Origin of the sequence: Ensifer sp. R-19 (genome assembly GCF_049905105.1) — a bacterium.
Lineage (GTDB): Bacteria > Pseudomonadota > Alphaproteobacteria > Rhizobiales > Rhizobiaceae > Ensifer.
Map to the genome: position 1 here is coordinate 1942911 of NZ_CP184570.1, position 20726 is coordinate 1963636.

The 20726-nt window shown below is 62.8% G+C and carries 15 protein-coding genes; 12 read left to right on the forward strand and 3 right to left on the reverse strand.

Going from position 1 to position 20726, the window contains the following annotated elements:
- Position 1: 1 nt before the first annotated feature.
- Positions 2-979: an FAD binding domain-containing protein gene (locus tag ACN9MO_RS28210; RefSeq protein WP_057251913.1), complete on the forward strand. Its 978-nt coding sequence runs from the start codon at positions 2-4 to the stop codon at positions 977-979.
- A complete protein-coding gene (locus ACN9MO_RS28215) occupies positions 976-3195 on the forward strand; it encodes a xanthine dehydrogenase family protein molybdopterin-binding subunit (RefSeq protein WP_112996273.1) in 2220 nt (739 codons plus the stop codon). The genes ACN9MO_RS28210 and ACN9MO_RS28215 overlap by 4 nt, the downstream gene beginning before the upstream one ends.
- A gap of 64 nt (positions 3196-3259) precedes the next feature.
- Here the strand turns inward: ACN9MO_RS28215 and ACN9MO_RS28220 are convergent, their stop codons facing one another.
- On the reverse strand, positions 3260-4195 hold the full coding sequence (locus ACN9MO_RS28220; protein WP_057251911.1) for an AraC family transcriptional regulator: 936 nt from the start codon (positions 4193-4195) through the stop codon (positions 3260-3262).
- 190 nt (positions 4196-4385) lie between these two features.
- Here ACN9MO_RS28220 and ACN9MO_RS28225 point away from each other — a divergent pair, with 190 nt between their 5' ends.
- The 6 genes from ACN9MO_RS28225 (at position 4386) to ACN9MO_RS28250 (ending at position 13338) form a co-directional block, all read left to right on the forward strand.
- Entirely contained in the window at positions 4386-5852 is a 1467-nt protein-coding gene (locus tag ACN9MO_RS28225) for an alpha-glucosidase/alpha-galactosidase (RefSeq protein WP_057251910.1), read from the forward strand.
- A 113-nt stretch (positions 5853-5965) separates the two neighbouring features.
- Complete coding sequence (locus ACN9MO_RS28230) at positions 5966-8050, forward strand: ABC transporter substrate-binding protein (RefSeq protein ID WP_057251909.1); 2085 nt, start codon at positions 5966-5968, stop codon at positions 8048-8050.
- Between the two features lie 70 nt (positions 8051-8120).
- The gene (locus tag ACN9MO_RS28235; RefSeq protein ID WP_058329707.1) at positions 8121-9131 is read left to right on the forward strand and encodes an ABC transporter permease; all 1011 of its coding nucleotides are present in this window, start codon (positions 8121-8123) and stop codon (positions 9129-9131) included.
- Positions 9128-10255: an ABC transporter permease gene (locus ACN9MO_RS28240; protein WP_058322815.1), complete on the forward strand. Its 1128-nt coding sequence runs from the start codon at positions 9128-9130 to the stop codon at positions 10253-10255. Before ACN9MO_RS28235 ends, ACN9MO_RS28240 begins: the two co-directional genes overlap by 4 nt.
- Positions 10256-10267: 12 nt before the next feature.
- The gene (locus ACN9MO_RS28245) at positions 10268-11941 is read left to right on the forward strand and encodes an ABC transporter ATP-binding protein (RefSeq protein ID WP_057251906.1); all 1674 of its coding nucleotides are present in this window, start codon (positions 10268-10270) and stop codon (positions 11939-11941) included.
- A 23-nt stretch (positions 11942-11964) separates the two neighbouring features.
- Positions 11965-13338, forward strand: a complete 1374-nt coding sequence (locus ACN9MO_RS28250; protein WP_057251905.1) for an alpha-glucosidase/alpha-galactosidase — start codon at positions 11965-11967, stop codon at positions 13336-13338.
- Positions 13339-13505: 167 nt separating this feature from the next.
- On the opposite strand, the gene ACN9MO_RS28255 is transcribed toward ACN9MO_RS28250, so the two are convergent.
- Entirely contained in the window at positions 13506-14876 is a 1371-nt protein-coding gene (locus ACN9MO_RS28255; RefSeq protein WP_057251904.1) for a sensor histidine kinase, read from the reverse strand.
- The gene (locus ACN9MO_RS28260) at positions 14873-15547 is read right to left on the reverse strand and encodes a response regulator transcription factor (RefSeq protein WP_057251903.1); all 675 of its coding nucleotides are present in this window, start codon (positions 15545-15547) and stop codon (positions 14873-14875) included. Before ACN9MO_RS28260 ends, ACN9MO_RS28255 begins: the two co-directional genes overlap by 4 nt.
- 292 nt (positions 15548-15839) lie before the next feature.
- Between ACN9MO_RS28260 and ACN9MO_RS28265 the strand changes: the two genes are divergently transcribed.
- The 4 genes from ACN9MO_RS28265 to ACN9MO_RS28280 all read left to right on the forward strand — a co-directional run bounded on the left by ACN9MO_RS28265 (position 15840) and on the right by ACN9MO_RS28280 (position 20724).
- Positions 15840-17333 carry a patatin-like phospholipase family protein gene (locus ACN9MO_RS28265; protein ID WP_162733641.1) on the forward strand — a complete coding sequence of 498 codons (1494 nt, stop codon included), beginning with the start codon at positions 15840-15842 and terminating at the stop codon, positions 17331-17333.
- A gap of 225 nt (positions 17334-17558) precedes the next feature.
- On the forward strand, positions 17559-18818 hold the full coding sequence (locus ACN9MO_RS28270; protein WP_057251901.1) for an ABC transporter substrate-binding protein: 1260 nt from the start codon (positions 17559-17561) through the stop codon (positions 18816-18818).
- A gap of 111 nt (positions 18819-18929) precedes the next feature.
- Positions 18930-19853 carry a carbohydrate ABC transporter permease gene (locus tag ACN9MO_RS28275; protein WP_057251900.1) on the forward strand — a complete coding sequence of 308 codons (924 nt, stop codon included), beginning with the start codon at positions 18930-18932 and terminating at the stop codon, positions 19851-19853.
- A gap of 4 nt (positions 19854-19857) precedes the next feature.
- Positions 19858-20724: a carbohydrate ABC transporter permease gene (locus ACN9MO_RS28280; RefSeq protein ID WP_057251899.1), complete on the forward strand. Its 867-nt coding sequence runs from the start codon at positions 19858-19860 to the stop codon at positions 20722-20724.
- Positions 20725-20726: the final 2 nt, after the last annotated feature.

Consider the following 20726-nt stretch of genomic DNA (forward strand, 5'->3'; position numbering starts at 1 on the left):
CATGCTTCCTTTCACGATGGAAAAACCTGAGAGTGCCGAAGCGGCGATTGCGGCGGCCGCCGGCGGCGCGCGCTACATTGCCGGCGGCACCACGCTCGTCGACCTGATGCGCGAAGAGGTCGAGCGCCCGGAACGGCTCGTCGACATCAACGCGCTACCGCTTGGCGGTATCCGCGTTGAGGGCGACGACCTCGTCATCGGCGCGCTGGCTCGCATGTCCGAAGTCGCGGCCGATCGCAACGTCCAACGGCTGCAGCCATTGATCGCCGAAAGCTTGATTGAGGGCGCCTCGCCGCAACTGCGCAACATGGCGTCGATGGGCGGCAACATGCTGCAACGGGTGCGCTGTCCCTATTTCCGCATGCTGGACGCCGGCTGTAACAAGCGCACGCCCGGCTCCGGCTGCGCCGCCATCGACGGATTGAACGCCGGTCACGCGATCCTCGGCACCAGCGAGCACTGCGTTGCGACGCATCCCTCCGACGTCGCCGTCGCACTGGTGGCGCTCGATGCGACGATGCGGGTGCGGGGGCCTGAGGGCGAACGCAGCTTTCCGATCGAAGAACTCTTCCGGCTACCCGGAGATACGCCGCATCTCGAGCACACGTTGCTGCCCGGTGAGCTGATCGTCGAACTGCGTGTGCCCGGAGGGCCGTACAGTCGCCGTGCGCGCTATCTCAAGGTTCGTGACCGCGCCTCCTATGAATTTGCCCTCGTTTCGGCTGCCGCTGCACTTTCGGTCGAAGGCGGCGTGATCCGCGAGGCTCGCCTTGCCGTCGGCGGCGTCGGGACGAGACCCTGGCGCCTGCGCGATTGCGAAGCGGCCCTCGTCGGCAAGCGTTTGGAAAGGCCGGCATTCGAGGCAGCGGCGCATCTGGCAACACAGGGCGCGCGGCCGTTGCAGCACAATCACTTCAAGGTCGAACTCTTGCCACGGACGATCGTCCGGGCACTCGAAATGGCAGGAGAAGTCGCATGACCGTCAGCACCATTGGAAAACCAATGACCCGCGTCGACGGCCGGGCCAAGGTTACGGGTCGGGCGCGCTATGCCGCCGATTTCAACCAGCCGGGTCAACTCTACGCGGTGATCGTCAGCGCCACCGTCGGTCTTGGCCGCATCACCGGAATTCAGGCTGCCGAGGTCGAGCGCATGCCCGGCGTCGTCGCGCTCATCACACACCGCAATGCGGAGAAGCTGGCCTATCTGCCGCACAAGGCCGGCATCGACCCCGCGACCGGCGAGCGGCTGCACGTGTTGCAGGACGATACCGTGCGCTTCTATGGCCAGCCGGTTGCGCTCGTCGTTGCCGACACGCTCGATCATGCCGAGCGCGCCGCCACAGCACTCCGCGTGACCTATGAGGCGCGGCCGCCGCTCGTCGACCCGATGGATCCGAAGGCGGAGAGCATTGTCCCCGATACACGCGGACGCGTGTCTCCCGACCGGGCGCGCGGCGACGCCGACAAAGCGGTGGCAGGAGCGCCTGTCACCCTCGATGCCACCTATGAGATGGCGCGGGAAAACCACAATCCGATGGAGCCACACGCAACCATCGCCGCCTGGAGCGGCGACCGGCTGACGCTGTGGAGCAAGAGCCAGTATCTCGTCAACGAGCAGGCGGAGATCGCTGCAGTCTTCGGCATGCCGGTCGAAAACATCGAGGTGATCTGTCCCTTTATCGGCGGTGCCTTTGGAACGAGCCTCAGGACATGGCCGCATGTGACGCTGGCGGCACTCGCCGCCCGTCAGGTCGGCAAGCCGGTGAAGCTCGTGCTCACCCGCAAGCAGATGTTCTTCACCACCGGCCACCGGCCGCGCACGCTTCAGCGCGTGGCGCTGGGCGCCACCAACGACGGCAAGCTCACCGGTGTTGTTCACGAAGGCACCGGCGAGACCAGCCGTTACGAGCAGTTCATGGAGGCGCTGACCGCAGTCACGGATTACCTCTATTCGTGCCCGAACGTACGCACCCAGTACCGGCTGACCGAACTCGACACCGGCACACCCAATCACATGCGCGGGCCGGGAGAGGCGAGCGGCATCTTCGCGCTCGAAAGCGCGATGGACGAGCTGTCCTACAAGCTCGGCATCGACCCGATCGAGCTTCGGCGCCGCAACGAGCCCGAGAAGGACGAAGCGGAAAACAAACCGTTCTCGAGCCGCTCGCTGATGCAATGTTACGCGCTCGGTGCCGAGCGTTTCGGCTGGGCCCGGCGCACGCCCGAACCGCGCTCGATGCGTGACGGGCGGCTGCTGATCGGCATGGGCGCGGCCACCGCCACCTACCCGGCGTTCCATGCGCCGGCCAACGCCCGGGTGCGGCTGCTTGCCGACGGCACGGTCGAGGTCGAGGCGGCTGCGAGCGATATGGGGCCGGGGACCTATACGTCCATGACCCAGGTTGCCGCCGAGACGCTTGGGCTGCCACCGGAACGGATCCGCTTCCGGCTCGGCCGGTCAAGCTACCCGCAGACCCCATCGCATGGCGGTTCCTGGACCATGGCTTCGGTCGGGTCGGCCATCCAGGCGGCTTGCATCGAGGCGCAGGCGCAGGTCTCGCGTCTCGCCACGGCCGATTCTGCGTCGCCGCTCTACAATGTTGCGGCCGGGGAACTCGAGTGGAGCGACGGGCGGCTGCGGCGCCGCGGCGAAACGACGGGCATCAGCTATCGCGAGATCGTCGCCAAAGCCGGCGCGCCGATCGAGGCGGACGGTTCGGCCCAGCGCGATCCTGAGGTTGCCGAGCGCTATTCGATGCATTCCTTCGGTGCCGTCTTTGCCGAGGTCGCTGTCGATCCGGATGTCGGCACCATCCGTGTGCGCCGCATCGTCGGCGCCTATGGCATTGGTCGGGTCGTCAATCCGCTTCTCGCCCGCAGCCAGTGCACCGGCGGCATGATCGGCGGCATGGGCATGGCCCTGATGGAACGCACGGTTCTGGATAGCCGTGATGGCCGGCCGGTCAACGCCCATATGGCCGACTATCTCATGCCGGTGAACCTCGACATCCCCGAGCTCGACGCGCATTTCGTCGACGAGGTCGACCCGCACGTCAACGCCCTCGGCGTCAAAGGCCTCGGCGAAATTGCCCTGGTCGGAACGGCACCTGCCATTGCCAATGCGGTGTTCCATGCGACGGGGACGCGGGTTCGCTCGCTGCCGATCCACATCGAGGACGTGTTGACGGCGTAAGATTGCTTCTCTGCGCGGTGGTACCAGCGCTGAAACCCGGTGCCGCCGCGTCTGCGGGGGGGCGTTAGTCCGATGGCGCCCTATCGCCAATGTCCTCGGATGGCTCTTCGACGGAGCCGGCGGCGACGCTGGCATACATGCCGGTCGTGCGGAACTCGGTCGGGCTCAGGCCGAAGGACCGGCGGAAGACCTTGGCGAAGTAGTTGGGGTCTTCGAAGCCTGAGAGGATCGCCACCTCCTTGACCTGCAGGCTCGCCGTCTTTGTCAAAAGCTTCACGGCGCGCTGCAATCGCTTCTGCAAAACATATTCCGCTGGCGCCATGCCTTCGCTGGCGGCAAAGACGCGCGAAAAATGCGCGCGACTCAAGCCCGAGACGCGCGCCAGTTCCTCCACCGGGAGCGGGCTCTGCAGGTTGTTCATGATGTAGTCGACGACGCGGTGCATCGTCCTGTGCTCATGGCTGAACACCGGGTGCGAGCCGAAGACGTCGTCATAAAGCGCCATCGCCGCCTCATAGGCGATCGCGGAAGCGCGTCCGGGCGTCTCGCCGCCGCGGATCAGCCGCAGGCTGCAGTCAGCCAGATGCTCGATCGTTTCCGGCTGCAGCTTCAAAACCGGGCCGGTGACGGCGAGGATCGCGCGATGGACGCGCAAGGCTTCGTCGCCGTTCATCGAGATCCAGAAGAACTCCCAGCGCCCGCCGTCTTCCAGCCAGTAGCGATGATTGTGCGGCACGAGCAAAAGCAGCGTCTCGCCCTCGCGCACCCGATAGGTCCGGTTCTCGTAGCGCAGGTTTCCAGCACCCGCGATCGTGTGCTGCAGCACCGTGAACGGCGTATTGCCGCGCTTCCGCCCGTCCCAGTCATAGGTGGCATTGGTGCGGACTTCATAGCCGGTGCTGGTAGGCATCGTGTGCAGGCTCTGGCGCCCCCGCGGCAGCGAAACCGTTCGCATGATCGGGCCATTATTGATCAAATCGTGCAGCATAAAATTACCCATGAAAGCACAATACCGCTCTGGCGGGGTCGGCGATTATACACATAATGACGGCCAATCGCGCAACAGTCGGCTCTTGTAATCGAATGGAAAGACGGATCCGCGGTCAGGTTGCACAGGCGGCGGGTCAGGATTTTTGAATTAATTTTACCCTTCGCTTGAGAGCGCGCAGTCCAGGAGGAGTGAAAAGGGCATGGCAAGTTTCAAGATCGCCATCATCGGCGCCGGCAGCATCGGCTTCACCAAGAAACTGTTCACCGACATTCTCGCCGTGCCGGAACTGCGCGATATCGAGGTGGCGCTGACAGATCTCAGCGCCCGCAATCTGGAGATGATCAAGGCGATCCTCGACCGGATCGTCGAGGTCAACCGCCTGCCGACGAAGGTGACGGCGACGACCGATCGGCTGAAGGCGCTGGAAGGCGCCCGCTACATCATCAGCTGCGTTCGCGTCGGCGGTCTGGAAGCCTATGCCGACGACATCCGCATTCCGCTGAAATACGGCGTCGACCAATGCGTCGGCGATACGATCTGCGCCGGCGGCATCCTCTACGGCCAGCGCAACATCCCCGTCATTCTCGATTTCTGCAAGGACATCCGCGCGGTCGCAGAACCGGGTGCCAGGTTCCTGAACTATGCCAACCCGATGGCGATGAACACCTGGGCGGCGATCGAATACGGCAAGGTCGACACGGTCGGTCTCTGCCATGGCGTCCAGCACGGCGGCGAGCAGATCGCCGAAATCCTTAACGCCGGCGAGGGTGAACTCGACTACATCTGCTCCGGTATCAACCACCAGACCTGGTTCGTCGACGTCAGGCTCAAGGGCCGCAGAATAGGCAAGGACGAACTCGTCGCCGCCTTCGAGGCGCACCCGGTGTTTTCGCAACAGGAGAAGCTCCGCATCGACGTGTTGAAGCGCTTCGGCGTCTACTCGACCGAGAGCAACGGCCATCTCTCCGAATATCTTCCCTGGTACCGCAAGCGCCCGGAAGAGATCAGCCGATGGATCGACATGTCGGACTGGATCCACGGCGAAACCGGCGGCTATCTCAGGTATTCGACGGAAACCCGCAACTGGTTCGAGACCGAGTTTCCGCAATTCCTGGAAGCCGCCGGAAAACCGCTCGATCACCAGAAGCGCTCGAACGAACATGCGAGCCACATTCTGGAAGCGCTTGAGACGGGGCGTGTCTATCGCGGCCACTTCAACGTCAAGAATTCAGGTGTCATTACCAACTTGCCGGCTGATGCGATCATCGAATCCCCCGGTTTCGTCGACCGCTTCGGCATCAACATGGTCTCGGGCATCACGCTTCCGGAAGCCTGTGCCGCCACCTGCCTTTCCTCCATCAACGTGCAGCGGATGTCGGTGCATGCGGCTGTTACGGGCGATCTCGACCTTTTGAAGCTCGCAATGCTGCACGATCCGCTGGTCGGTGCGATCTGCACGCCGGAGGAGGTCTGGCAGATGGTCGACGAGATGGTGGTCGCTCAAGGCCAGTGGCTGCCGCAATACGCCCACGCCATCGACGGCGCGAAGGAGCGCCTCAGCCGCGCCACGGTCAAGACCCGCGACTGGAACGGTGCCGCGCGGCGCCAGGTGCGTTCGCTCGACGAACTGCGTGCCGAACGGCAGGCGGCCCGCGCCGCCGGCTGACCGATTGCAGCGCATGCCCGCGTGAGGAGACGCGGGCATGCGCTGCCACAACTGCAGACTTTCAAGGAGGAGGCCACGCTTCGGCGCGGCGAAAAGAGGGAGAATCTGAGCCAATGACCAGCCACAGACTGACGAAAATGGCGAGCCTGCTGCTCGTCGGCATCTCGACCTTCGCGCTTAACGCGGCGGCCTCCGATCCATCAGTCGTGCCCGAGCAGCCGCCATTCCCGGCCCAGGGCAAGATCACCTATGTGCCGCGCGACTCGATTGCCGAGTTCAAGGCGCTGCCGGAATACAAGGAGCCGGCCTGGGTCACCGAAAAATACGTCAAGGCCGGCAAGCTGCCGCCGGTTGCCGAGCGCCTGCCGAAGGAGCCGATGGTCTTCAAGACCGGCAACATGCCCGATGGCGTCGGCGTCTATGGCGACACGCTGCGCCACGTGATCGGCGGCCGCCCGGAAGGCTGGAACTACTCGGCCGGCCAGAGCCAGGGCTGGGGCGGCATCGACATCGGCATGTCGGAATGCCTGACCCGCACCGCACCACTCTTCCAGGTGGAAGCGAACGACGTCGAGCCGCTGCCAAACCTTGCCAGGAGCTGGGACTGGTCGGCCGACGGCCACAAGCTGACGATGCATCTCGTCGAGGGTGCGAAATGGTCGGACGGCGACCTCTTCGACGCCGATGACGTGATGTTCTACTGGGACGACAATGTCCTCGACCCGAATGTATCTCCGCTGAACGGCGCGACGCCCGAGACCTTCGGCGTCGGAACGACGCTGAAAAAGATCGACCAATACACCGTCGAGTGGACCTTCAAGGAGGCCTTCCCGCGTCAGCATCTCTATGCCATGGCCTATGGCACCTTCTGCCCCGGCCCGTCGCATATTCTCAAAGCCAAACATCCGAAGTATGCCGGCACGACCTACGACCAGTACAAGAACGCCTTCCCGCCGGAATATATGAACATCCCGGTCATGGGCGCCTGGGTGCCGGTCGCCTACCGCCCCGACGACATCATCGTGCTCCGCCGCAACCCCTACTACTGGAAGGTGGACGAAGCCGGTAACCAGCTGCCCTATGTCAACGAGCTGCACTACAAGCTCTCGACCTGGGCCGACCGCGACGTGCAGGCGATCGCCGGTTCCGCCGATCTTTCCAACCTGGAGCAGCCGGAAAACTTCGTCGAGTCGCTGAAGCGCGCCGCCCAGGACACGGCGCCCGCTCGGCTTGCCTTCGGCCCGCGCCTCATCGGCTACAATCTGCACATGAACTTCTCGGCCAATGGCTGGGGCGAGCCGGACGAGCGGGCTCAGGCCGTGCGCGAACTCAACCGCAACGAGGATTTCCGCAAGGCGGTGACCATGGCGGTCGATCGCAAGAAGCTCGGCGAAGCATTGGTCAAGGGTCCCTTCACCGCGATTTATCCGGGCGGGCTTTCCTCTGGCACCAGCTTCTATGACCGGGAGTCGACCGTCTATTATCCCTTTGACCTCGATGGCGCGAAGGCTCTGATCGAAAAAGCGGGACTCAAGGACACGGACGGCAACGGCTTCGTCAACTTCCCGACCGGAAAGGCCGGCGGTCAAGACGTCGAGATCGTGCTTCTGATCGACAACAGCTACGCGACAGACCGCAACCTCGCCGAAGGCATCATCGGGCAGATGGAAAAGCTCGGCCTTCGGGTCGTGCTGAATTCGCTCGACGGCAAACAGCGCGATGCGACGAACTATGCCGGCCGCTTCGACTGGATGGTTCACCGAAACGGCCCGGAATATGCGTCCGTCGTGCAGAACACGCCGCAGCTTGGCGCAACGGGTCCGCGCACTAGCTGGCATCACCGCGCGCCGGAGGGTGGACAGGTCGATCTGATGCCGTTCGAGCAGGAGCTTGTCGATACCATCAACAAGTTCATCGCCAGCAACGACAATGCAGAGCGTGTCGCACTGATGAAGCAATATCAGAAGATCGCGACAACAAACCTCGATACGATCGGGCTTACCGAATACCCGGGGGCGCTGATTATCAACAAGCGCTTCGCCAACGTTCCGACCGGCGCTCCGATCTTCATGTTCAACTGGGCGGAGGACACGATCATGCGCGAACGCCTCTTCGTGCCCGCGGACAAGCAGGGTGACTTCGAGCTCTTTGCTGAACAGCTTCCGGGCAAGCCCGGCGAGAAGGGCCTCAGCAACTGATGCCACGCAGCTCCTCCGGTCGCAGGCCGGAGGAGCGCTCCCATCACCCCAACCGACAGAAGGAAACGGCATGTTCAGGTTTCTGCTTGTCCGCATCGCCTCTGCCATTCCGGTGCTGCTTGTCCTCAGCGTAGCGACCTTCGCCATCATCCAGGCCCCGCCCGGAGACTATAGCGATTACATCCGCTCGCAGCTGATCAACCAGGGCGGCGCGTCCTACGAGGAAGCGGAAGCCCAGGCCCAGGCCTATCGCAAGGAGCATGGGCTCGATCAGCCGATGGCGGTGCAATACGTCAACTGGATGACCGGCATCCTGACGCGTGGCGATTTCGGCCACAGCCTCTACTACAACAAGCCGGTTGCCGACGTCGTCGGCGAGCGCCTGCCGCGCACGCTGGCGCTGGCGCTGGTCTGCCACATCCTCGCGTCGGTGATCGGCATTTCCTTCGGCATTATCGCCGCCACCCGGCAATATTCCTGGATCGACAGCCTGCTTTCGACGGTTGCCTTTCTCGGCATGACGGTGCCGCGCTTCCTGATGGCGCTGATCATCGTCTATATCCTCGTCTTCCACTTCAATGTCAGCGAAATCAACAGCTTCCACTCGGCCCGCTACGGCGGCGCGCCCTGGTCCTGGGACAAGTTCGTCGACCTCGTCAAACATGTCTGGCCGGTCGTGGCGATCGCCACCTTTGGCGGGCTCGCCTACAATATGCGGGTGATGCGCGGCAATCTGCTCGACACGCTGAACGCGCAATATGTCGAAACCGCCCGGGCGAAGGGCCTCAGTGAAGGGGCCGTGGTCATGCGCCACGCGGTTCCGAACGCCCTGCACCCGCTGATCATGTATCAGGGCGTCGTGTTGCCCTATATGCTGACGGGCGAGATCGAGACCGCGATCATCTTCGCGCTGCCGACCGTCGGTCCGGCCATCGTCGGCTCGATGTGGGTGGGCGACGTTTATGTCACCGCCACCTTCATGCTGGTGCTGTCGGCCACCCTCATCCTCGGCAACATCATCGCCGACATGCTGCTCGCAGCACTTGATCCGCGCGTGCGTCTGGGAGGAGCCCCGGCATGACCGTCGAGATTGAGACAACCCTTCCGCTCGTTGTCGAGCCCAAGCACGAGCAGCACAATGAAAGCTACCAGGCGCTCGTCTGGCGCCGGCTGAAACGCTCCTGGACGGGCATGCTCGGGCTGGTCCTCGTCGGCCTGCTGATCTTCATGGCGGTCTTTGCCGACTTCCTGTCGCCGGTCGATCCGAAGGCAACGGGTGTCGCCTTCGCGCCGCCGCAGGCGATCAGCTTTGCCGACAAGGACGGCAACTTCGTCTTCCCGCCGCGCAGCTACCCGCTGAGCGAGGGCACGGAGCTTGACCCGATCACCTTTCAGCCGATCATCGGCCCCGATTACGACAATCCGCAGATCCTCGGCTTCTTCATCAAGGGCGCGCCCTACCGCCTCTTCGGCCTGATCCCGGCCGAGCGGCATCTCTTTGGCGCGGTCGATGGTTCGCCGGTGCATCTGCTCGGAACCGACAAGTTCGGCCGCGACGTGCTCTCGCGAATTTTGGTCGGATCGCGCATCTCGCTGATGATCGCGCTGATCGTGGTATCGATCGTGACCTTCGTCGGCACCACCGTCGGCATGGCGTCGGGTTACTTTGGTGGCCGCTTCGACGTCTGGACCCAGCGCTTCGTCGAGCTGGTGCTCGCCTTCCCGCAACTGCCGCTCTATCTGGCGCTGACGTCGCTGATCCCGGTGACGGCGCCGACCAATGTCTTCCTCGCCTTCGTCATCATCGTCATGTCGGCGCTCGGCTGGGCGCAGATGTCACGCGAGGTGCGCGGCAAGACGTTGGCACTCGCCCGCATCGACTATGTGCGGGCGGCGATCGCCGTCGGTGCCAGCGACCGGCGCATCATCTTCCAGCACATCCTGCCGAACGTGATGAGCCATGTGATCGTCGCGGTCACGCTGTCGATCCCGCAGGTGGTGCTCTTGGAATCCTTCCTCGGGTTCCTCGGCTTTGCGGTCAAGCCGCCGCTGATTTCCTGGGGACTGATGCTGCAGGACACGTCCACCTATTCCGTCATCGGGTCCTATCCCTGGATCCTGTCGCCCGTCGCCTTCGTGCTTGTCACAGTCTTCGCCTTTAATGCGCTTGGCGACGGTCTGCGCGACGCCATCGATCCCTATTGAGGAGGACGCTTCATGACTGAGACAATCGACGTCCTCGTAGCCGCGCCCGCCGAGCGCAAGGATCTTACCGAACGAAACGGCCGGCCGATCATCGACGCCCGCAATGTCGCTGTTCGTTTCAAGGTCGAACACGGCATGGTGGAGGCGGTGAAGGACGTGTCCTTCCAGCTCTACCGTGGCGAAACCATCGCCATTGTCGGCGAGTCCGGCTCGGGCAAATCGGTGACGGCGCGCAGCGTCATGGGGCTTCTCTCCAAGCGCGCCACCATCGCTCCGCAATCGCGCATCGACTATGACGGCAAGGACGTGTTGAAGTTCTCGCCGCGCGAGCGGCGCGCCTTGCGCGGCAATCGGCTGGCGATGATCTTCCAGGAGCCGATGAGTTCGCTGAACCCGGTCTATACGGTCGGCACGCAGATCATCGAGGCGATCCGGGCGCATCGCAGGATCAGCCGCCGGGCGGCGATGGAGCGGGCACTGGAACTGCTGCGCCACGTGCGGATCCCGGACCCGGAACTGCGGCTCAATCAGTATCCGCACCAGCTTTCTGGCGGCCAGCGCCAGCGGGTGATGATCGCCATGGCGCTCGCCAACGATCCTGATGTGCTCATCGCCGACGAACCGACGACGGCGCTCGACGTCACCGTGCAGGCGCAGATCCTCAACCTGATCCGCGACCTGCAGCGCGAACTCGGCATGGCGGTGATCCTGATCACCCACGACCTGACGGTCGTGCGGCAGTTCTCCGACTACGTCTATGTGATGCAGTATGGCGAGGTGAAGGAGCACAACACGACGGCTGCGCTCTTCGCCAACCCGTTGCATGCCTATACCAAACGGCTGCTGTCTTCGGAGCCGTCGGGTGCCGCCAAGCCGCTGCCCGACAATGCGCCGATCATGCTTGATGGACGGGACGTGAAGGTCTGCTTCACGCTGAAGAAGGGTGGCCTGTTTCGCCCGCAATTCTCCGAGTTCGTCGCCGTCGACAGGCTGAGCCTCAATCTGCGCAAGCATGAGACGCTGGGGCTCGTCGGCGAATCCGGCTCGGGCAAGACGACCTTCGGCCAGGCGCTGATCCGTCTCATCAATGCCGATGGCGGCGAGGTCTTCTTTGACGGTATCCCGATCCACGACAAGGACCGGACCGCGATGCGGCCCTTGCGTTCGCGCATCCAGATCGTCTTTCAGGATCCCTTCGCCTCGCTCAATCCGCGCATGTCGATCGGCCAGATCATCGAGGAGGGGCTCGTCGTCAACGGCATAGGTCAAAACCGCAAGGAGCGGCTCGACCGGGTGGTGGACGCGCTCAGCGCCGCCGGCATGCCGGGCAACATCCTGTCGCGCTTCCCGCATGAGTTTTCCGGCGGCCAGCGCCAGCGCATCGCGATCGCTCGGGCCATTGCGCTCGAGCCGGAATTCATCCTGCTCGACGAGCCGACATCGGCGCTCGATCTCTCCGTCCAGGCCCAGATCATCGAGCTCCTGCGCAAGCTGCAGGACGAGCGGGGCTTGAGCTATCTGTTCATCTCCCATGACCTCAAGGTCGTGCGCGCGCTCTGCCACCGGGTGGTGGTGATGCAGCATGGCAAAATCGTCGAGGAGGGGCCGGTGAGCGAAATCCTTTCCAATCCCAAGACCGCCTACACCGAACGGCTCGTTAAAGCCGCCTTCGATGTGGCAGCATGACCACGAGAAAACAGAGGCAATCCATGACCAGACAACCCAAGATCACCTTCATCGGCGCTGGATCCACCGTCTTCATGAAGAACATCATCGGCGACGTGCTGCAGCGGCCGTCCCTGTCCGCCGCAACGATCGCGCTGATGGACGTCAACCCGCAGCGCCTTGGTGAAAGCGAGATCGTCGCCGGCAAGCTGGTGCGCACGCTCGGCGTCAAAGCCAAGATCGAGACCCATTCCAACCAGCGCAAGGCGCTCGAAGGTGCCGATTTCGTCGTCGTCGCCTTCCAGATTGGTGGTTATGAGCCCTGCACGGTCACCGATTTCGAGGTTCCGAAGAAATACGGCCTGCGCCAGACGATCGCCGACACACTCGGCGTCGGCGGCATCATGCGGGGCTTGCGCACCGTGCCGCATCTCTGGAAGATCTGCGAGGACATGCTCGAGGTCTGCCCCAACGCGATCCTGCTGCAATACGTCAACCCGATGGCGATCAACACCTGGGCGATCGCCGAGAAGTATCCGACGATCCGCCAGGTTGGCCTTTGCCACTCCGTCCAGGGCACGGCCTTCGAACTGGCGCGCGATCTCGATATCCCGGTGTCGGAGATCCGCTACCGCGCCGCAGGCATCAACCACATGGCCTTCTATCTGACGTTCGAACACAAGCAGGCCGACGGCAGCTTCCGCAATCTCTATCCGGATTTGGTGCGTGGCTACCGCGAGGGACGTTTTCCGAAGCCCAGCCACTGGAACCCGCGCTGCCCCAACAAGGTTCGCTATGAGATGCTGACGCGGCTCGGTTACTTTGTCACCGAAAGCTCGGAGCACTTTGCCGAATACACGCCCTATTTCATCAAGGACGGCCGTCCGGATCTGATCGAGAAGTTCGGCATTCCACTCGACGAATATCCGAAGCGTTGCGTCGAACAGATCGAGCGCTGGAAGGGGCAGGCGGCAGCCTTCAAGGAAGCCGAGACGATCGAAGTGGCCGAGAGCCACGAATATGCCTCCTCGATCATGAACTCGGTCTGGACCGGCGAACCCTCGGTGATCTACGGCAACCTCCGCAACAACGGCTGCATCACCTCGCTGCCGGCAAACTGCGCCGCGGAAGTTCCCTGCCTGGTCGACGCATCGGGCATCCAGCCGACCTTCATCGGCGACTTGCCGCCGCAGCTGACGGCGCTGATCCGCACCAACATCAACGTTCAGGAACTGACGGTCCAGGCGCTGGTGACCGAGAACCGTGAGCACCTCTATCATGCCGCGATGATGGACCCGCACACGGCGGCCGAACTCGACCTCGACCAGATCTGGTCGCTCGTCGACGACCTGCTCGTCGCCCATCGCGACTGGATCCCGGAATGGGCGCGAGTTTCGAAAAAGGTCCAGGCGGCTTAGCTCTTTCTCCCGGCTAAGCTGCGATCGAGCCCCGGAACTGCTGTTCCGGGGCTTGTCCTTTCACTACAGCGCCGCGCGTCTTATCAGACGCGCAAAGGTCGCTGTAGCACTTTGAATTGCTGCATGTTTTTGTCCTTTGATCGGAGACGATTAAAGGAAACATCCAGTTAGGCTTCAACGCCTTGCGAAAGCGGCAGCACAATGCGCATGCAAGCGCCGCCGGACGCCGAGCGGGCGACATCGACGTAACCGCCGTGCAGATGGGCGATTTTCTGCACGAGATTGAGCCCAAGGCCGGCGCCCTTGCCGTCCTTGCGCAGCCGCTGGAACGGCTCGAATATCTTGTCCGTCTCGCTGCGCGGTATTCCGTCGCCGTCGTCGCACACATCGATCGAACCTTGCGAGTCGACCTTAACCGTGATCGTGCCCCGGCGACCGCCATGGTCGATGGCGTTCTGTACGAGATTGGTAAGCGCCCGCTCCAACGATGCTTCGTCCCCCGTCACCATGACAGGGCGTTGATCTGCCTCGAAGGTCATCTCGTAGCCCGCTCCGAAGGCAAGTGGTGCGAGCGCAACGATCACCCGCTCGGCAAGCGCTGCGAGATCGACGGGCCTGAACTCGTCCTTTTGGGCATCGAGACGTTCGAGGTCGAGCAACTGGCCTGCCAGAATTGAAAGGCGCGTCACGTCCTCGTTGAGTCGGGTCTTGTCCGGTCCCGGTGGAAGCGACGCGATACGGGCGCCGAGGATGGCGACCGGTGTGCGCAGTTCATGCGCCGCCTGCGCCAGAAAGCGCTTATGTCTTGTATACCCGTCATCAAGCCGCACCAGCGCATCGTTGACCGCCGTCACCAGCGGCAGGAATTCCGAGGGAACGTCCGCGACCGGCATCTGGATGCCGCGCTGGTCATATTCGATATGCGCTGCATGCGAGGCGGCGTGTGACAGGCCCGACAGCATCCTGCGAACGACGATCGGCGTGACCACCACGGTCGCAAACGCCAGAAGCAGCAGCATCGGCACGAAGATCGTGAGGAAGGCGCCGGTCGTGCTGAGCAGAAGGCGGCTCAAGGTCAGCTCCCCTTCTGTGCCGCTGAATATCTGGACGCTGCCGGCCGGGGACTCGAGCCATTTGACAACGGCTTCCGGGCGCGCGTTCTTGTCCGGGGAAAGCCTGAAGCGGGCGTCGTTCATGTGCTCGAGGCCGGCGGTCGCAAAGGCGAAGGCGTCGGGCACCTCTCCTTCGGAGAGACTGTATCCTTCCTTGTCACGCACGATGAACCAGATGTTCCCCGCCTGCTGACGCAACCGGGTCAAGTCAGGCGTTTCCTGAAGGACGAGGTCGCCGTTCTGATTGCGGGTGATGGCATCCTTTAAGACGTCGACATTGCCGTTCTCGTAGCCGTCAATGAGATAGCCGGTCACCCAGAGCAAACCGACGGCAATGGCGATCACGACCAGGGTCGCGACCGTCTCGAACAGCACCAGCCAGCCGACGAGACGCCATTTGAACGAATGCGAAGCGCTGCCGCTCATGAGCCTTCCCGCAAGAGGTAGCCGACGCCGCGGATGCCGTTGATGATCACGCCGGCGTCCGCCTGCTGCAGCTTGCGGCGGACGCGCGAGATATGGGTGTCGAGTGCGTTGGACTGGATTTCGTCGTCGAGGCCGAACACCGCTTCCATCAAGGCGGCGCGCAGCACCATCCGGCCCATGCGGCGGGTGAGGGTTTCGAGCACCAGAAGCTCGCGCCGCGGCATTTTCAGCGATGTGCCGGCCACGCTTGCCTCGCAATGCGCGAGGTCGAAGGAGAAGCGCCCGGCCGTGACTATGTCGGACTGCACAGGGATCGGCCGCCGCGCCAACGCCCGCAGTCGCGCCAGCAGCTCCTCAAAGGCAAAGGGTTTGCCGATGTAATCGTCGGCCCCACCATCGAGCCCTGCAACCCGGTCGGCGAGGTCGTCGAGTGCGGTCAGCACCAGCACGGGCACGTTGTTGCCGCGCGCCCGTATCTTGGGGATGAGCGAGAGCCCGTCACCATCCGGAAGCTTGCGGTCGAGCACGATGACATCGTAGACCGCATCGCGCAGGATCAAGGCCGCTTCGGCGAGGTCGCGCGCATGATCCGCGATCATCCTGTGATTGCTCAACGCCGCCCTCAGCGCATCCGCGAGTTCCTTCTCATCCTCGACCAGCAAGACCCGCATGATTGCGCTTCACCTCGTGCAAATGTCGTTACGCGCGCGCAACGTAGTGCCGCTTCATTGAGGGAACCTGTCATTCGTCCTATGGGGCAAATGCTGGTTCGATCGGTATCTTCAAAGAGGGCGTTCCTTCCGTAGGATGCCGCAAGCTAATCCCGATCGCCAGCATTGCACAATCATTCGTTGCGAGCGCGGCGCATGACATGCTGTCTCAATGTTGATCCTTAGGCTGTGCGACAATCGCTCGTGGGCATGCGTTCCGCGAGATATCGCCAAAGGGCCTGGATCAGGACGCATGAAAATCGGGAACCGAAGGTGGCGTTCGCGCCACGCACATGGAGATCGACCCAGCCGCAACCCAGCCACGGGGTGGGCTGCGGCGATCCATTCCTCAAGGCTTCTGCAGTACGCGGTTCTGGCATTCGCGCTTGCCATGGCTGGCTGCGTCGGCCCGGACGTGACGCCGACGAACAGGCGGCTGGAATTGACGACCGGAGCCGTCCCGCTGCAGCAACCGACGCCGGATGCCGACGACACGGGTATCATTCTTGCGTTTTCCGGGGGCGGCGCCCGCTCGGCTGCGTTCGGCTATGGTGTGCTGTCGGCTCTGGCGGAGGCGCCATCGCCAGGGGTAAGAGGACGCAAGCTCGCGGACGAGGTTGCCGTCGTCGCCGGCGTTTCTGGCGGGGCGGTGCTTGCGTCGTACTTCGCACTTTACGGCCGCCCAGGCCTCGCCGACTTCCGCGAGCGCTTTCTCGGGCGAAACGTCGAGGCGTCGCTCCGGTTGTCGTTTTCGCCGGGGAACATCCTGCGCGGCTATCAGGGCGGGGTGAACGACCGGTCCGGCTTGCCCGCCTGGCTTGATGCGAACCTGTTCAAGGGCGCAACGCTCGGCACGGTGGCGCGCCCGGGCCATCCGCGCCTGGTGATCCATGCGACCGACCTCTACAACCGCGCGCCGTTCATCTTCGACCGTGAATCTTTCACTGCCATTTGCAGCGATTTTGACGACTATCCGCTCGCCTATGCTGTCGCGGCCTCGGCCGCCGTCCCGGTCGTCTTTGCGCCCTTGACCTTGCAGAACTTCCGGACGGGTTGCGAGGCGCTGCCTGAAAAGGCTGCCCCGGTTGCCGGATCACGCGCAGCGGGTTCGCTTGTCGCAAGCGAGTACGCCGACGCCCTTCGGCGATACGAAACAGCAAAAGACCTGAACTACCTCAAGCTCTACGACGGCGGTCTGGTGGATGGCGTCGGAACACAGAGTCTGTTGCATCTGATGGTGCGGTCTGCACCCGAACCCATTCCCGAGGAGCGGGCCCAGCGCTTGAGGCACGTGATCGTCATCGTCGTGGATGCCTCGACCCGGATCGGAGGGGATCTGTCGAAAACCGTCGATAGCCCCAAGGCGCCGGACGCGATTGTCGCGGCCATCGACGCGATGATCAACATTCCCAATCTCCAGAGTTTCGATGCCTTCCGCAACCATCTGCCGGCATGGCGCGACAGGTTCGTGAAGTGGCGTTGCGGTAACGGGAGGGCGAAACGGAACTGCGGCGATCTCGATGTCGACGTCGTCCGGCTGGCCTTGACCGACATCGTCGACCCGCCGGTGGCACGGCGGATCATGACGCTCCACAACAGACTGACATTGGATGCGAAGGATGTCGATTTCCTGTCGGGCCTCGGCCGGCGGCTGCTTATCGAACATCCCGGATACCAGCGATTCCTGGACCGCATCAGGCGGGGCACCACGGATGGGCGTATCAGCGCCTTGTCGAATTGGCGCTGAGGCAATCTCAAATAACAGTAAATACTAATACAACCTCTCTGAATAAGGCTTTCGATGTGATAAACTCATCGCGGGAGCAACAGCCGGCTTAGGAGATGCCGGCCTCCGTTTCATCTCGCAGTTCAGTCGTTCGTGGATGTCGAGGCAGTGTCTCCACCATGCCGGACCAGGTCAGGCCGTCCGCAAAGTCGACCATTGACCGAAACTCGGATTGGGAGGTGTATGATGGTTCGCAAATTGTTTCTCATCTTGGCTGCCGCGGCGTCCGCGCTTGCGATCAACGGAGCCGCTTGGGCCGATTTCACGGTCCTCGTGCCATCGAGCAGCGAGGGGGACGGCCTTAGGGCTGCTGCCGACGACTACTCGAAGATGAAGGGCACGAAGGTGGAGATCGTGCAGGCGCCCTATGCCAACGTCTTCGAACAGGGAGCCAATGCAGGGGCAACCAAATCCGGCGTATTCGACATCATTCTGATGGATGACCCGTGGATTCCGTTTTTCGCCGAGAACGGACATCTCGAGGATTTGACACCATACTTCAAGAAAGCGGGCCTGGAGGGGCCGGACACCGACTTCCTGTCGAAGTCGCTGGCGATCTGCCGCAACCCTTACAATACCGGCCCCTATGTTTGCCTGCCCTATGTGGGAAACGCCCAGATGTTCTTCTATGACGCCGCCAAGTACAAGGAAGCCGGCGTCGACGCTCCCAAGACCTGGGATGACGTCTTGAAGGCGAGCCAGGCGCTGACCAAGGACGGCGGCGGCCGCTATTTCGGTTATGTCTTCCGCGGCGGTCAGGGTAACCCGGTCGTGGCCGACTTCATGCCGATCTTCTGGTCCTACGGCGCCGATATGTTCAACGCGGATCGCACAAAGGTGACGATCGACACGCCGGAAGGCGCGGCCGCGATGAAGACCTTCATGGCGCTCCGCGACGTTTCGCCAAAGGGGATCGAGAGCTACAACGCCAACGAAGTGGGCACTGCGCTTGCCGCCGGCACCGCCGCCTCGTCAATCAACTGGCCGAACTGGGTTGCGACCTTCGAGGATCCGAGCCAATCGAAAATGGTCGGCAAGATCTCCTACAGCCCGATCCCGGCGGGCACGAAAGCGGGCAGCTCGGAAATCGGCCATTGGACCATGGGCATCATGTCGGCCTCCAAGAACAAGCAAGAAGCCTTCGACTTCATGCTGTGGGCGACTTCGCCCGAGCAGATCAAGATCTCCGCCGAGCGCGGCAACCCACCGGTGCGGACCTCGGTCTTTACCGACCCGGAACTGACCAAGCAGGAGAAATTCCGCCACTACCCGGTGCTGATGGAGGCGATCCAGGCCTCGACGCCACGGCCGCGCCATCCGAAGTGGCCGGAGATCGAAAATGCCTTCGGCATCGAGCTTTCCAAGGTGGTCGCGGGCACGATCACGCCCGAGGAAGCGCTGAAGAACTCACAGGCAGCGGTCGAAGAAATCACCGGCCTTAAATAGGCGGAGGCATATATCGGCGGGGCCACAGACCCTACTCTCGCGGCCGCACCGGCATCGGTCCGGTGGGGTCGCACTTGAGGTCTGTATGGACAGCGCCTGCGGGAGAAATCGATGTTGAAGCCCGGCAAAGGCATACCGGCGGCGTCGCTCCGACTGGGTGGCGCACTCGAACATTGGACCGAGCGGCACCTGCGCTACCTGATGCTGGCGCCGACCATGCTCATCCTTCTGGCGCTGACGATCTTCCCCAGCCTCTACATGTTCTATGCGGCGGTCCACAAGATCAGCCCCAATCCCGACCTGCCCTGGCAATTCGTCGGTCCAGGCAATTTTGCGCGGCTCTTGACCGATGCACAATTTCACGCCGCGCTGCGCAACACTGCAGTCTTTACCATCGTTTCCGTGTCAGTGGAGTTCGTGCTCGGTCTCGGCCTGGCGCTGCTTCTTGATCGGTTCATTCGCCGGCTCACCTTCTTGAAGACTGTGCTGATGATCCCGATGATGCTGCCGCCAATCGCCGTCGCGATCACCTGGAAGATCATCTACGAGCCACAGTTTGGCGTCCTCAACGAAATCATGTTCCGTCTCGGCCTTCCACTGCAGGCCTGGGCGGGCGACGTGAACCTTGCGATGTTTTCGATCATCGTTGCCGACGTCTGGCAATGGACGCCTTTCATCTTCCTTCTGATGCTGGCGGGGCTGGCAAGTCTCCCGGTCGAGCCCTACGAGGCGGCCGCGCTCGATGGCGCCTCGTCCTGGCGGCAGTTCTGGGACCTGACGCTGCCGTTCCTCAAACCGGTGATTGCCATTGCCTTGCTGCTGCGCGTCATGGATGCGCTGCGCCTATTCGATCTCGTCTTCATCCTGACGGGAGGAGGTCCCGCCGATCGCACCAAGGTTCTGAGCCTCTATATCTACCAGGTCGCCTACCGCTTCGCCGATCCCGGCTACGCGGCGGCGATATCGCTGTTCGTCCTGTTCGTGACGATCGTTCTCAGCACCTGGTTCATGAAACGCATGCGGCTGGCGGATTGACGATATGGCGACGACGACCCTCCCCACACGCAGCCGCACCAGAGAATGGCTCATCCGCCTGTCCGCCTATCTGGCGATCCTCGTCGCCTTGGTGTTCACGCTTTTCCCGATCTATTGGATCGCCGCGAACTCGTTCAAGTTCGACATCGATATCTTCGCCGTGCCGCCCGAATGGCTGCCGCGCAACCCGACATTGAAGCACTATGACGAAGCCTTCATTCAGCGACCGTTCCTGCGTTACGCGCTGAACAGCTTCCTCGTCGCGGCCGGCACGACCATCGTTTCCGTGGTTTTTGGTACGATGGCGGGTTATGCGCTGGCGCGCTTCAGCTATCCCTGGCAATGGCGTAAGCAGATTTCCTTCTGGATACTGTCGACGCGGATGATGCCGCCGATCGTCAGCATCATCCCGCTCTACCTGTTCTTCAACTACTTCGACATGCTCAACACGAAGTCGGCGCTGATCATCGCCTACACAGCCTTCAACCTGCCGTTCGCCACCTGGATGATGAAGAGCTATTTCCAGGACCTGCCGGTCGAACTGGAAGAGGCGGCGATTGTCGACGGCGACACGCGCTGGGGCGCCTTCCTCCATGTCGCTTTGCCGCTCGCCAGGCCCGGGCTTGCGGCGACGGCCATCTTCTGCCTGATCATCTCCTGGAACGAGTTCCTGCTTTCCCTGATCATCACGCTCACCGAGCAGTCGCAGACGCTGCCGATCGGCATCGCCGGGCGGGTGACGCAGTACAAGACCTATTGGGGGGAAATCAGCGCCGCCGGCTTCATGGCCTGCGTGCCGATCGTCATCTTCGCTTTCATCGTTCAGAAGCATCTCGTCCGGGGGCTGTCTCTCGGGGCGGTCAAGGGGTGAGA

Excerpts from the sequence above, each read along its gene's own strand:
- ACN9MO_RS28210 (WP_057251913.1), top strand. The coding sequence starts at position 2 with ATGCTTCCTTTCACGATGGAAAAACCTGAGAGTGCCGAAGCGGCGATT.
- ACN9MO_RS28215 (WP_112996273.1), top strand. The coding sequence starts at position 976 with ATGACCGTCAGCACCATTGGAAAACCAATGACCCGCGTCGACGGCCGG.
- ACN9MO_RS28220 (WP_057251911.1), bottom strand. The coding sequence starts at position 4,195 with ATGGGTAATTTTATGCTGCACGATTTGATCAATAATGGCCCGATCATG.
- ACN9MO_RS28225 (WP_057251910.1), top strand. The coding sequence starts at position 4,386 with ATGGCAAGTTTCAAGATCGCCATCATCGGCGCCGGCAGCATCGGCTTC.
- ACN9MO_RS28230 (WP_057251909.1), top strand. The coding sequence starts at position 5,966 with ATGACCAGCCACAGACTGACGAAAATGGCGAGCCTGCTGCTCGTCGGC.
- ACN9MO_RS28235 (WP_058329707.1), top strand. The coding sequence starts at position 8,121 with ATGTTCAGGTTTCTGCTTGTCCGCATCGCCTCTGCCATTCCGGTGCTG.
- ACN9MO_RS28240 (WP_058322815.1), top strand. The coding sequence starts at position 9,128 with ATGACCGTCGAGATTGAGACAACCCTTCCGCTCGTTGTCGAGCCCAAG.
- ACN9MO_RS28245 (WP_057251906.1), top strand. The coding sequence starts at position 10,268 with ATGACTGAGACAATCGACGTCCTCGTAGCCGCGCCCGCCGAGCGCAAG.
- ACN9MO_RS28250 (WP_057251905.1), top strand. The coding sequence starts at position 11,965 with ATGACCAGACAACCCAAGATCACCTTCATCGGCGCTGGATCCACCGTC.
- ACN9MO_RS28255 (WP_057251904.1), bottom strand. The coding sequence starts at position 14,876 with ATGAGCGGCAGCGCTTCGCATTCGTTCAAATGGCGTCTCGTCGGCTGG.
- ACN9MO_RS28260 (WP_057251903.1), bottom strand. The coding sequence starts at position 15,547 with ATGCGGGTCTTGCTGGTCGAGGATGAGAAGGAACTCGCGGATGCGCTG.
- ACN9MO_RS28265 (WP_162733641.1), top strand. The coding sequence starts at position 15,840 with ATGAAAATCGGGAACCGAAGGTGGCGTTCGCGCCACGCACATGGAGAT.
- ACN9MO_RS28270 (WP_057251901.1), top strand. The coding sequence starts at position 17,559 with ATGGTTCGCAAATTGTTTCTCATCTTGGCTGCCGCGGCGTCCGCGCTT.
- ACN9MO_RS28275 (WP_057251900.1), top strand. The coding sequence starts at position 18,930 with ATGTTGAAGCCCGGCAAAGGCATACCGGCGGCGTCGCTCCGACTGGGT.
- ACN9MO_RS28280 (WP_057251899.1), top strand. The coding sequence starts at position 19,858 with ATGGCGACGACGACCCTCCCCACACGCAGCCGCACCAGAGAATGGCTC.